The organism is Methylobacterium sp. Leaf87, from assembly GCF_001422775.1.
Lineage (GTDB): Bacteria > Pseudomonadota > Alphaproteobacteria > Rhizobiales > Beijerinckiaceae > Methylobacterium.
Genome location: NZ_LMMI01000012.1, coordinates 85,534 through 98,095 on the forward strand (window position 1 = coordinate 85,534; position 12,562 = coordinate 98,095).

General features: G+C 70.2%; 12 protein-coding genes. 9 read left to right on the forward strand and 3 right to left on the reverse strand.

Annotation, left to right across the window (positions count from 1 at the left end):
• Nucleotides 1-66: 66 nt before the first annotated feature.
• From ASF22_RS08320 to ASF22_RS08350, 7 genes are all read left to right on the forward strand, one after another.
• Nucleotides 67-402: a hypothetical protein gene (locus ASF22_RS08320; protein WP_056166297.1), complete on the forward strand. Its 336-nt coding sequence runs from the start codon at nt 67-69 to the stop codon at nt 400-402.
• On the forward strand, nt 399-1,919 hold the full coding sequence (locus tag ASF22_RS08325) for a PepSY-associated TM helix domain-containing protein (RefSeq protein ID WP_056263313.1): 1,521 nt from the start codon (nt 399-401) through the stop codon (nt 1,917-1,919). Before ASF22_RS08320 ends, ASF22_RS08325 begins: the two co-directional genes overlap by 4 nt.
• Nucleotides 1,916-2,254, forward strand: coding sequence for a DUF3325 domain-containing protein (locus ASF22_RS08330; protein ID WP_056166302.1), 339 nt, complete (start codon nt 1,916-1,918; stop codon nt 2,252-2,254). Before ASF22_RS08325 ends, ASF22_RS08330 begins: the two co-directional genes overlap by 4 nt.
• A 101-nt stretch (nt 2,255-2,355) precedes the next feature.
• On the forward strand, nt 2,356-3,648 hold the full coding sequence (locus ASF22_RS08335; protein ID WP_056263315.1) for an ArgE/DapE family deacylase: 1,293 nt from the start codon (nt 2,356-2,358) through the stop codon (nt 3,646-3,648).
• A gap of 162 nt (nt 3,649-3,810) precedes the next feature.
• The gene (locus ASF22_RS08340; RefSeq protein ID WP_056263316.1) at nt 3,811-5,202 is read left to right on the forward strand and encodes a hypothetical protein; all 1,392 of its coding nucleotides are present in this window, start codon (nt 3,811-3,813) and stop codon (nt 5,200-5,202) included.
• Between the two features lie 186 nt (nt 5,203-5,388).
• Complete coding sequence (typA, locus tag ASF22_RS08345; protein WP_056166316.1) at nt 5,389-7,209, forward strand: translational GTPase TypA; 1,821 nt, start codon at nt 5,389-5,391, stop codon at nt 7,207-7,209.
• Nucleotides 7,210-7,343: 134 nt separating this feature from the next.
• On the forward strand, nt 7,344-7,613 hold the full coding sequence (locus ASF22_RS08350) for a hypothetical protein (RefSeq protein WP_056166319.1): 270 nt from the start codon (nt 7,344-7,346) through the stop codon (nt 7,611-7,613).
• Between the two features lie 103 nt (nt 7,614-7,716).
• Here ASF22_RS08350 and ASF22_RS08355 read toward each other — a convergent pair whose 3' ends face one another.
• The 3 genes from ASF22_RS08355 to ASF22_RS08365 form a co-directional block, all read right to left on the reverse strand.
• Nucleotides 7,717-9,372: an acyl-CoA synthetase gene (locus ASF22_RS08355; protein WP_056263318.1), complete on the reverse strand. Its 1,656-nt coding sequence runs from the start codon at nt 9,370-9,372 to the stop codon at nt 7,717-7,719.
• A gap of 123 nt (nt 9,373-9,495) precedes the next feature.
• Nucleotides 9,496-9,684: a hypothetical protein gene (locus tag ASF22_RS08360; protein WP_056166324.1), complete on the reverse strand. Its 189-nt coding sequence runs from the start codon at nt 9,682-9,684 to the stop codon at nt 9,496-9,498.
• 24 nt (nt 9,685-9,708) lie between these two features.
• Complete coding sequence (locus tag ASF22_RS08365) at nt 9,709-10,659, reverse strand: LysR family transcriptional regulator (protein WP_056263320.1); 951 nt, start codon at nt 10,657-10,659, stop codon at nt 9,709-9,711.
• Nucleotides 10,660-10,758: 99 nt separating this feature from the next.
• Between ASF22_RS08365 and ASF22_RS08370 the strand changes: the two genes are divergently transcribed.
• Together ASF22_RS08370 and ASF22_RS08375 are read left to right on the forward strand one after the other, a co-directional pair.
• Entirely contained in the window at nt 10,759-11,118 is a 360-nt protein-coding gene (locus ASF22_RS08370; protein ID WP_056263322.1) for a hypothetical protein, read from the forward strand.
• A gap of 186 nt (nt 11,119-11,304) precedes the next feature.
• Entirely contained in the window at nt 11,305-12,414 is a 1,110-nt protein-coding gene (locus ASF22_RS08375) for an asparaginase (protein WP_056166331.1), read from the forward strand.
• Nucleotides 12,415-12,562 lie beyond the last annotated feature (148 nt).

Below are 12,562 nucleotides of genomic sequence, written 5' to 3' on the forward strand. Positions count from 1 at the left end.
TGCGTAGCCTCGGGGCGATGGTCCCGGCCTTGCCGTCCGTGCGACCGCCGATCGAAAGTGCCGCCGATGCCGGACGAAACCGCCCTGCGAAACCCCGGTCGAGGCCTTGGCTGGCGTGTGCGTGCCGCCGTCGCCGGCCGCGTCGTGCTCGCCACCTTCGGCGGTTACGCCATCGCGGCGCTGTCCACCGCGTTCCTGTCCCTCGTGCTCCCCATGGTCCGCTCCGAGGCCGTGGCGACGGCGACCCTGCTCAGCTTCGCCGTCATGGTCGGCGCCGTGGTCTGGGTGTTCGCCGCCCGGACCCTCGTCCGGGCCGCCCTCGGCCTCGCCATTCCGGGCATCCTGCTGGGCGGCGGCCTGTGGCTCGCCCTCGCCCTCGTGGATACGGCGTCGCCGGCATGAAGCAGGGGTTCCGCCAATCCATGGCGTGGCTGCACACCTGGGCCGGTCTCGTGACCGGCTGGGTGATGTTCGCCGTCTTCATGACCGGCACGGCGACCTACTACCGGACCGACATCTCCCTGTGGATGCGCCCCGAGCTGCGGGCCGCCGCCGTCGAGCCGGGAATCGCGGCCGAGCGCGGCGCAGCCTACCTTAAGGTCCACGCGCCGAAGGCCGTGTCGTGGTTCGTGTCCGTGCCGCAGGAGGATCGGCCCCTCATCGGGGTGTACTGGCTCGACAGCTTCGAGGCGCCGATCCAGCAGGCGACCCTGGACGCCGAGACCGGCGCGCCGACCACGGCGCGGGCGACGCAGGGCGGCGATTTTCTCTACCGCTTCCACTACGAACTGCAGATGATGCCCGAGATCGGGCGCTGGATCGTCGGGGCCAGCGCCATGGTGCTGCTCGTCGCCCTGGTCTCCGGCATCGTCACCCACCGGCGGATCTTCGCGGACTTCTTCACCTTCCGGCGGGACCGATCGGCCCAGCGCGGCTGGCTCGACGCCCACAACGTCACGGGTGTGCTCGCCCTGCCGTTCCACCTCATGATCACCTACACGGGCATCGTCACCCTGGCGTTCACCCTCATGCCCTGGGGCGTCGCCTCCGCCTACAAGGGCGACGCCATGCGGTTCTTTGTGGAGACCGGGCAGACTCCGGCCTGGCGCGCCGCCGCCGGGCGCCCCGCCGAGGCCCTCCCCCTGGCACCCCTGATGGCGCGGGCGCAGGCGGAGGTGTCCGAACCCCTCGAAATGGTCATCGTCAACAATCCGGGCGACGCCGCCTCTACGGTGGCGGCTGTCTTCGAAGAGCCCAAGGGCCTCGCCCACCGCCACCCGCAGGTAGTGTTCGAGGCGGTCTCGGGCGCGGTGATCGCGCGCCTCGGGACCTTGAAGCCCGTCGCCCACGTCTTCACGAGTTTCCTCGGCCTGCACGAGGCGCATTTCGCCGGGCCCGCCCTGCGGGTGCTGTTCTTCCTGTGCGGCCTCATGGGCTCGGCCACCATCGCCACGGGCCTCGTCCTGTGGGCGGTGGCGCGAGCGCCGAAACCCGGCACCGCGCCGGGCTTCGGCCTGCGCCTCGTGCGCGGCCTCAACCTCGGTACCATCCTGGGCCTGCCCATCGGAATCGCGGCGTTCTTCCTCGCCAACCGGCTCCTGCCCGTGGCCCTGGAGGCGCGCGCTACCTGGGAGGGCGGGGTGTTTTTCGGTGCCTGGGGGCTCGCTGCCGTCGTCGGTCTCCTGCGCCCCCACGACCGGACCTGGCGTGAGATGGGCACGGCCGCCGCCCTCCTGTTCCTCGCGATCCCCCTCGTGAGCGCCCTCACCACGGACCGAGGCTTCGACTTCATCGGGTTCGACGCCGCGATGATCGCCATCGGCCTCGCCCTGGCCTGGGGCGCCCGCAAGGTCTCGCGGTATCGCGGTCCGGCCCGCACCCGCCCGGCCACCGCCCCCGAATCCCTGGCTCGCGCATGACCCCGTCCTCCGTCGCCCTCAATCTCGCCCTCAGCTTCGCGGGGCTTGCCGCCCTCTGCCTCGCCATGGACCGCCACCACCGGGCGATCTTCCACGGCGCCCCTTCGCGGGCACGGGCGCGGGCCCTGCGCTGGACCGGCTGGTGCGGGATCGCCGCCTCCTTCGCCGCCGCCGTGATCACGGCGGACTGGAATTTCGGACCGGTGCAGTGGATCGGGTCGCTCACGGGGGCGGCGCTGATCCTCGTCGGCCTGGTCTCGTACCGGCCGCGCTGGATCCGCCCGGCGGCCCTGGCTGCCCTGCCGCTCGCCGCCGCCGCGGCTTTCCTTACCTGAAGTGTCCTGCCTCACCTGAAGTGTCCTGCCTCACCTGAAGCGTCCTGCCTCGCCCGAGGCGCCGGGGCGTCCTATCGTCGGCCGATCCGACAGGAGTGCCGATGCCCCTCGACCCCGCCCTCACCGCGCGCATCGCCGCCTCCGTCGCGGCGGGATTCCCCGAGCAGGTCGCCCACACCCAGGCCCTGGTGAGGTTCGGGTCCGTCCGGGGCCATGAGGGCGCGATCCAGGATTTCGTGTTCGATGCCTATGCGGCGCGCGGCTACGCGCCGGAGCGCCTCGCCCTCGACGGACCGGCGCTGGCGGCCCATCCGGGCGCCGGACGGGTGACGGAGGCGCAGTCGCGCGCGCCCCTGGTGATCGCGACGCATCGGCCCCGCGACCCCGTCGGCCGCTCCCTCATCCTCCAGGCCCATGTCGACGTGGTGCCGACCGGCCCCGCCGATCTGTGGACTCACGCGCCGTTCGATCCGGTCATCGACGGCGACTGGCTGTACGGGCGCGGCGCCGCCGACATGAAGGCCGGTCACGCCGCCAACCTGTTCGCCCTCGATGCCCTGCGCCGCATCGGCCTCCAGCCCGCCGCACCGGTCATCCTGCAATCCGTGGTCGAGGAGGAATCCACCGGCAACGGCGCCCTGATGACCCACTTGGCGGGATACCGCGCCGACGCCGTGCTGATTCCCGAACCCGAGGACGAGAAGCTCGTGCGCGCCAATGTCGGCGTGCTGTGGTTCACCGTGGCGGTGCAGGGCCGCCCGACCCACGTGCGCGCGATGGGCGCCGGCGCCAACGCCATCGATGCCGCTTACCGGGTCGTCGGAGCCCTGCGCGCCCTGGAGGCACGCTGGAACGCCGACAAGGCTGGCCGGCCCCATTTCGACGGCGCGGCGGACGCCATCAACCTCAATGTCGGGCGGATCGAGGGCGGCGACTGGGCTTCCTCGGTGCCGGCCTGGTGCCGGATCGCCTGCCGCATCGGCCTGTATCCGGGCGTGGCGGCGGCGGACGCCGCCCGTGCCGTCGCGGACGCGGTGGCGGCGTTCGCCCGCACCGACCCGTTCCTCGCCGCCGCCCCGCCCGTCGTCACCTTCGACGGTTTCTTCGCCGAGGGCTACTTCCTCGAACCGGGCTCGGAGGCCGAGGCGGTGCTGGCCGCAGCGCACGCGGGTGCCACGGGCCAGCCGCTCCAAAGCTTCATGTCCCCGAGCTACCTCGATACCCGGGTCCACGCCCTCTACGACCGGGTGCCGGCCCTGTGCTACGGCCCCATCAGCCACGATATTCACGGCTGCGACGAGCGCGTGAGCCTCGCCTCCGTCCGGCGCGTCACCACGGCGATCGCGCTGTTCGTCGCCGAATGGTGCGGGGTCGAGGCGATCGCGGCGGACTGATCCGGCCGACCGCCGCCGGGTGACGGCCCCGTCCGCGACGCCATGTGGACGGGTGGGTCTGCGTCCGATCGGACCCCTTTTGCCGGTCCCGCGCGCACGCTACCACTCTCGCCCGTGACACAGTTCCGCTTCATCCCCCGTCTGGTACGCCGCGCGACGCGCTTGTTCCCTCTCGCCATCGGGCTCCTGCCCCTGGCGACGCCGGGTGCGGCCCAGGCCCCCGATCCGGCCTGCTTCCCCACCGCCGGGGGCGCCCTGGAGATCTGCCGGGGCGGCGAGGCCGAGGGCGTGTTCTTCGCGCCCCGGGGCTGCGAATCGGCCTCGAACGTGCAGATCGTCCGCACCGCCGGACGCACCGGGCGGCTACAAGCCATCTACCAGGCCGAGGCGCCCATGGGTGGACGGCGCGGGGGCGAAACCTGCCCAGCGCGCCGCGTTGTCAGCCCCCTCGATGGCGGAGCCGTCCGGTCGGGCGCGATGCCCGAGCAACTCGCTACGGTCATGCCGCCGACAGAGGCGCGCCTGTGGGAACTGGCCCGCGTGGTTCGCCGCGAGCCGCGGAGCCGCCGGCGCGGACGCGAGCAGGCTCCGGTCATCGTCGAGGCGGCGCCCGAGGGGATCGCCGCGCGCCATCCCATGGTGGTGGCCGGACGCGATTGGAGCGGGGACGACTACTCCTACGTCTTCCTCCTCACCACCGTCCCGAGTCCGAGCGGAAATCGCCATGCCCTGATGCAGGCCCGCACCGCGGATTTCGAGCGCTTCGACATCCGTGGGCGAGCCGAGGACGGGGTCGCCTGGGTGCCGTTCACCCCGGAGGGCGGCAAGCGGCGCCGATCCCGGCGCGGCGGCGGCGCGCCCGCCCCCAGCGCCGTCCTCGACGAGACCGGCGCGCCCGTCGTCGGCCATTGCCCGGGCGAAGGGTTCGACCGGAACGACCTCGTCGGCTCCATCAGCGTGGTCGATCGGGTCTACCATTACTTCTACACCGACGTGCTGCCCACCGATTGCGACGCTCCCATCGCCCGGCGCCGCCTCGGCCTCTACCTGCGCACGAGCCGCGACCTGACGGCCGACCGGCCGTGGTCGTCGGCCCGCCTCGTCGCCGAGCCCTTGCCGGGCCAGGCCCTGGTGCGCGTGGCCAAGGCCAAGGGCATGGACCGATGGGCCGTGGCCTACAGCTGCAACCGGCCGGCCAACACCATGGACGGCCCGGTGGCGGATCTCTGCGTCCAGTACACGGCCGACTTCGCCATCGGATCGCTCGCCGGCCTGACGTGGTATTCCGAGCCCGTGGCGATCATGCGCTCCCCGGCCTATCTCGGCCTGCGTTCGGGCGGCGACGGCAGCGGCCGCTACGGACGAGCGCAGCATTTCTGGATGACCGACCGCTACGGCAACCTCGACACCCCGGGGAGCTATCCGGCGAAGGCCGGCTTCATCACCTGGCTCGACCGTCTCGCCCCGGGCTATGACGAACCGGGTCCGTCCTCGGTCTTCGGCCGGCCGGTCTACTGGGGCACGTGGTCCGTGCGGCCGGCGGAGGCGCGGTGAGCCTGCCCCGAGTCCGGCTCCGCGTCCGGCGGGAAGCCGCCATGCCCAGGCTCGGAGCTCCGCCCCCTTGCCGGAACGCCCGACACCTTCTATTGCGACGCGATAGCTCGATCCCGTGACCCGGCGCAGCCGGCCGCATTCCTGCGGCCCGTCGCGTGACGGGCTCTTCTCGCTTCCGGATACCCTATGAAGCTTCGCAACATCGCCATCATCGCCCACGTCGACCACGGCAAGACGACGCTCGTCGACAAGCTGCTGTCGCAGTCGGGATCGTTCCGCGAGAACCAGCGCGTCGAAGAGCGCGCCATGGATTCCAACGACCTCGAGAAGGAGCGCGGCATCACGATCCTGGCCAAGGCCACTTCGGTCGTCTGGAAGGACACCCGCGTCAACGTCGTCGACACCCCCGGCCACGCCGATTTCGGCGGTGAGGTCGAGCGCATCCTCTCCATGGTCGATGGTGTGATCGTGCTGGTGGATGCCGCCGAAGGCCCGATGCCGCAGACCAAGTTCGTGGTCGGCAAGGCCCTCAAGATCGGCCTCAAGCCCATCGTGGCGATCAACAAGGTCGACCGCCCCGACGCCCGCATCACCGAGGTGGTGAACGAGGTGTTCGACCTCTTCGCGGCCCTCGACGCCACCGACGACCAGCTCGACTTCCCGATCCTGTACGGCTCGGGCCGCGCCGGCTGGATGGCGACCTCGCCCGACGGTTCGCAGGAGGACGGCCTCGCGCCCCTGTTCGACCTCGTGCTCGCCCACGTGCCCCAGGCCAAGGTCGAGGAAGGCGCGTTCCGGATGCTCGGCACCCTGCTCGAGGCCAACCCGTTCCTCGGCCGCATCATCACCGGCCGCATCGCGTCCGGCACGGTCAAGCCGAACCAGGCCATCAAGGTCATGGACCGCACGGGCAAGCTCGTGGAGACCGGCCGCGTCTCGAAGATCCTGGCGTTTCGCGGCCTTGAGCGTTCGCCCATCGAGATCGGTGAGGCGGGCGACATCGTCTCCATCGCGGGCCTCGTGAAGGGCACCGTCGCCGACACGTTCTGCGATCCGCAGGTCGAGACCCCGATCCAGGCCCAGCCGATCGATCCGCCCACCGTCACGATGTCCTTCATCGTCAACGATTCGCCCCTCGCCGGCACCGAGGGCGACAAGGTCACGAGCCGCATGATCCGCGACCGCCTGTTCAAGGAGGCCGAGGGCAACGTCACGCTCAAGATCGAGGAGGCCGAGGACAAGGATTCGTTCTACGTCTCGGGTCGCGGCGAATTGCAGCTCGCCATCCTCATCGAGACCATGCGCCGCGAGGGCTTCGAGATCGCCGTGTCGCGTCCCCGCGTGGTGCTGTCGAAGGACGAGGACGGCGGCGTGCTGGAGCCCGTCGAGGAGGTCGTGATCGACGTCGACGAGGAGTATTCCGGCGTCGTCGTGCAGAAGATGTCCGAGCGCAAGGCCGAGATGATCGAGATGCGGCCGTCGGGCGGTTCCCGCCTGCGCCTCGTTTTCCACGCGCCCACCCGTGGCCTCATCGGCTATCAGGGCGAGCTCATGACCGACACGCGCGGCACCGCGATCATGAACCGCCTGTTCAAGGCCTACGAGCCCTACAAGGGCGAGATGATGGGCCGCCGCAACGGCGTGCTGATCTCCAACGACAAGGGCGAGGCCGTGGCCTACGCCATGTGGAACCTGGAGGATCGCGGCCCGATGATGATCGAGCCCGGCGCCAAGGTCTATCAGGGCATGATCATCGGCGAGCACAACCGCGAGAACGACCTCGAGGTGAACGTGCTCAAGGGCAAGAAGCTCACCAACATCCGCACCACCTCGAAGGACGAGGCCGTGCGCCTGACCCCGCCGATCCGCATGACCCTGGAGCGCTCGCTCGCCTGGATTCAGGACGACGAGTTGATGGAAGTCACGCCGAAGTCGATCCGCCTGCGCAAGACCTACCTCGACCCCAACGAGCGCAAGCGCTTCGAGCGCTCGGGTGGCGCCGCGTAACGCGCCGCACCATTGGACTGGGGAAAAGGCCGGGCATTTGCCCGGCCTTTTCTTTTTTGCGAAACTCGCGCGCGGACCACATCGGGTGTGCCGATGTCCGGGCGACATCGAAACGCCGCAGCGGAGGTTTCGAAGTGAACCACCCCAAGCTGTCGGCGCTGCTCGTCGGCGCCTTGACCGCGATCGGTACCTTCGCCGCTGGCCTCCTGGCGTTCAGTCTCGGCATTCGCTGGCTTGCGACGGCCGACGGGGAGAAGGCCGCGTTCATGATCTGGATCTTTTCGCCCGTTCTGATCCTAGCCCTTCTAGGGAGTGCTGGGCTGGGCCTCTGGCAATCGCATCACCGTTATCGCCGCAGTCTGAATGGGCGCCATTGCGGATCGAAAAGTCCGGCGGGGTCGTGATGAGATCGACTTCGGATCGCGCGAGCGCGACCGGCTCCCCCGCCTGGAAGGTGTGGGGACACGCGTTTCACCACGTCACCGAACTCATCCGGCGGCGACCATGTCATTCCGCCTTCGCCCGCTCCCGCAAAAGATACTTCTGCACCTTGCCCGTCGCGGTCTTGGGCAAGTCCCCGAACACGATATGGCGCGGCAGCTTGTAGCCGGCCAGCCGCTCGCGGCACCAGGCGATGAGGGCGTCGGCCTCGAGGGTAGCGCCGGGTTTGAGTTCGACGAAGGCCATGGGGGTCTCGCCCCATTTCGGGTCCGGCCGGGCGACCACGGCGGCGGAGGCGATCGCCGGGTGGCGGAACAGGGCGTCCTCGACCTCGATGGAGGAGATGTTCTCGCCGCCCGAGATGATGATGTCCTTCGCGCGGTCCTTGAGCTGGATGTAGCCGTCGGGGTGCTTCACCCCGAGGTCGCCCGAGCGGAACCAGCCGCCCTTGAAAGCGGCCTCGGTGGCGGACGGGTTCTTGAGGTAGCCGCGCATCACCACGTTGCCGCGGAACATCGCCTCGCCCATGGTCCTCCCGTCGGCCGGTACGGACTCGCAGGTTTCGGGATCGCGGATGTCGAACCCTTCGAGCACGGGGTAGCGCACGCCCTGGCGCGCCATCTTCTCGGCCCGCGCATCGGCATCGAGGGCGTCCCAGTCCCGGTGCCAGGCGTTCACCACCGCCGGTCCGTAGGTCTCCGTCAGCCCGTAGAGGTGGGTCACGTCGAAGCCGGCCGCCCCCATGGCGGCCAGCACCGCCTGGGGTGGCGGGGCGGCGGCGGTGAGGAAGGCGACCCGGTGGGGGAGGGGGCGGCGCTCGCCGTCGGAGGCTCCGAGGAGGAGCTGCATGACGATGGGCGCGCCGCACAGATGGGTGACGCCGTGCTCGGCGATCGCCGCGTAGAGCGCCCTGGCCCGCACCTGCCTGAGGCAGACATGGGTGCCGGCCACCACCGAGAGGGTCCAGGGGAAGCACCAGCCGTTGCAGTGAAACATCGGCAGGGTCCAGAGATAGACCGGATGCTGCCCGAGGTTGCCGGTGATGACGTTGCCGAGCGACAGCAGGGCCGCGCCGCGATGGTGATAGACCACCCCCTTGGGGTCGCCCGTGGTGCCGGAAGTGTAGTTCAGCGCGATCGCGTCCCACTCGTCCGCCGGCATCGCCCAATCCGCCGCCGGATCGCCCTCGGCCAGAAGCGCCTCGTAACCGAGGCTGCCGACGGCCGAGCCGTCGCCGGTGAAGACCGGATCGTCGACGTCGATGACGAGGGGTTTCACCGTCGCCTGCGCCAGGGCGCACGCGACCACCGTGGAGAATTCCCGGTCGATGACGAGGATCTTCGCTTCGCCGTGATCGAGGCAGAAGGCGAGGCCGGCGGCGTCGAGGCGGGTGTTCAGGGTGTTGAGCACGGCGCCGGTCATCGGCACCCCGTAATGGCACTCGATCATCTCGGGCGTGTTGGCGAGCAGCACCGCCACGGTGTCGCCCCGGCCGATGCCGCGTGCGGCCAGGGCCGCGGCGAGGCGTCGGCTGCGCGCGTAGAGGTCGGCGTAGGTCCGGCGCAGCGGTCCGTGGATCACCGCGACGTGGTCGGGAAACACCCGCGCCGCGCGATCGAGGTAGCTCAGGGGCGTGAGCGGCTGATGGTTGGCCGGGTTCTTGTCCAGATCCCGGTCATAGATCGAGGGTCCGGCGGCCGGGGCCGAATCGGAGGTGTTCATGGCGTGTCTCCCTTTCGGGATACCGTACCGGTCGGCCTTCGGCCGACAAGTGGCCCCGGCCGGCAAAGGTCCTTCGGTCGACAAGGGGCCCCGGCCGGCAAGGGACGCCCCGCAAAGGGCGCGTCAGCCGCCGCCGGGATCGGTCTCGTCGTCCGGCGTGCCGCCGCCCTGGGGGCCCGCGCCGGGCTTGCCGTCGGTCTTCTCGTTGGGGTCCATCACCGCGTCCGGGGCCGCGTTGGCGGGCTTACCCTGAGGGCCCTTCCGGGTGTCTTTCGCGGCATCCTGAGACGTGTCGTCGTGATCGTCGGCCATGGGCGTCCTCCTCGGTGTTCGCTCCTAACGCGCCGCACCGAAGGCGGTGCCCGGCGCTTCGGCCTCGGCAAGGCGAAGGATGGTGGCGCGCAGCCAGCGATGGGCCGGATCGTCGTCGTAGGAGGCGTGCCACAGCATCGAGATCGCCACATCCTCCAGTTCCACGGGGGCCGGGCTGACGCTGAGCCCGAGTGCCCCGGCGAAGAAGGTGGCGAGGCGCGCGTGCATGGTGGTGATCACCGGGGCGCTGCGCACGAGGAACGGCACGGCGAGGAAGCGCGGCGTCGTCACCGCCAGGGTCCGGCTCATCCCGAGTTTCGCCAGGGCGTCGTCCACCACCCCGTGGGCGGTCTCCTTGAGGCTGGTGAGGACGTGGGGGAAGCGGACGTAATCGGCGAGCGAGATCGGGGGCGTGATGCCGACGAGGTCGGCGTTGAACATGCAGAGGTAGTTGTCGCGGTAGAGCAGGCGGCGCTTGTGATGCGTCTGCCCCTCCGTGAAGAAGCCGATGCCGAGGTCGACCCGGTCGGCGTCGAGCTCGTGCAGGATGCGGATGCGGTCGATGGAGCGCAGCAGCAGGCTGATCCCGGGCGCCTCCGCCCTCAGGTAGGCGAGCAGCCGGGGCCCGAGCAGCACCTCCGCGCTGTCGGGCAGGCCGATGGTGAAGGTGCGCGTGACCGTGCGCGGGTCGAACACCGCGTCGCGCCGGACCAGGGACTGCACCTGCCGCAGCAGGGTGCGGACGGGCTCGGCGAGCGCCAGGGCGCGCGGCGTCGGGCGCATCCCCTCGGGCGCCCGGGTCAGGAGTTCGTCGCCGAACAGCACCCTTAGGCGCGCCAGCGAAGAGCTCATGGCGGATTGGCCGATGCCGATGCGTGCGGCCGCGCGGGTGACGCCGCGCTCGGACAGGAGAGCGTCGAGGGCCACCAGGAGGTTGAGGTCGATCCGTGATAGATCGACATGGTCAATAGTCATTATCGATGCGTTCTGTTTGATCCATGGTGCACCGCACTGCATATCGGGTCCAGACGCAAGGGCACACCGCTTCTTGCCCACATCGCGAGACCCGACACCATGACGTTCCGGACCTTCACCGCCGCCGCCGCCCTCGCCGCCGCCCTCACGGGCACCGCTTCGGCCGAGACCATCAAGCCGCTCGATGGCGGCAGCATCAACCTCGGCGAACTCGCCGGCGTGGCCTATTACACCGCCGAGCCCAAGGGCTACCGGGTCGTCGTGACCCTGGCCCGCACGGATGCCGCCCGCGCCGTCCGCTTCGAGACCGTCCTGGCCTCCGGCCAGAGCGTGACCCTCTCGACGCCGCAGGAACGCGGCGCGGCCGCCGAGGCCGTCGAGATCAGCCGCACCGGCGACACCGTCGCCGTGTCCCGGCCGCGCCCGGCTCCGACCCGGGAAGCGGCGGCCCTCGACTGAAGGGTCTCGCCGTTGCCGCCCTTCGCTCTCCCGGCCCGTCCCGGCCGGGAGAGTTTTTCGTCGATCCGGTGACAAGTCGGGCGTGCTGCACCTCGAATGGTACCCATCGCTGTCTTTTTCACCTGGGCGCGGGTGGTTGCACGGGCCACAATAGCGGGAACACCGTCACCGACCCAGGACCGATTCATGCGACGCACCGCACCGGCCACCCTTCTGGCGCTCCTCATGGCGGGAAGCCTGCCCGTCGCCGCCCTGGAAGGCCCGGCTCCCGCCGCGCCCGGCACCACCGCCCCGGCGGCTGTGACGGCAAAACCACGCGTCGTCATCGTCGCCACCGGCGGGACCATCGCGGGGGCGGGGGCGGATGCGGCCAACAGCGCCACCTACCAGGCCGCCAAGGTGCCGGTGGACAAGCTCATCGCCGCCGTGCCGGCCATCGCGGGCGTGGCCGACGTGCGCGGCGAGCAGGCGTTCCAGATCGCCTCCGAGAGCTTCACCAACGCCCAACTCATCCAGCTCGCCAAGCAGATCTCGGCCCTGGTCAAGCGCGACGACGTCGACGGGGTGGTCGTCACCCACGGCACCGACACGGTGGAGGAAACGGCCTACTTCCTCGACCTCGTGGTGAAGACCGACAAGCCCATCGTGATGGTGGCTTCCATGCGCCCCTCCACGGCGATCTCGGCGGACGGGGCCCTCAACCTCCTCGACGCCGTCGTGGTGGCGAGCGCCAAGGAGGCGCGCGCCAAGGGCGTGCTGCTGACCATGAACGACGAGATCCAGGCCGGCCGCGACAGCACCAAGCGTGTCAACATCAAGCCCTCCGCCTTCTTCAGCCAATGGGGACCGCTGGGCATGGTGGTCGAGGGCAAGACCTACTGGTTCCGCGCCCCGGTGAAGCGCCACGGCACCACCTCCGAGTTCAATATCGACGGGATCGACAGCCTGCCCGAGGTCGCCATCGTGTACGGCTCCGGCAACATGCACCCGGAGCCCTACACCTCGGCGGTCGCGGGCGGCGCCAAGGCGATCATCCACGCCGGCACCGGCAACGGCTCGGTCGCCGGGTACCTCGTCGACACCCTGAAGGACCTCCGCGCGAAGGGCGTGCAGATCATCCGCTCGTCGCGCGTCGGCGACGGCTTCGTCCTGCGCAACGCCGAGCAGCCCGACGACAAGTACGACTGGGTGGTGGCCCATGACCTCAACCCGCAGAAGGCCAAGATCCTGGCCGCGGTGGCGCTGACGAAAACGCAGGACACGAAGGAGCTGCAGCGGATCTTCTGGGAGTATTGAGTGGCGGATGACCGGCGGTCGAGGGACGGCGGCGGACGTGCCGCTCGACACCCGTCCCCTCGATTCCGGAAGATCTCGGAGGCGGATATGGGTCTTCCGTCTCACGACGCCTGTTTTAAGATGCCAACCGGATGAGGCTTGGCGCTAT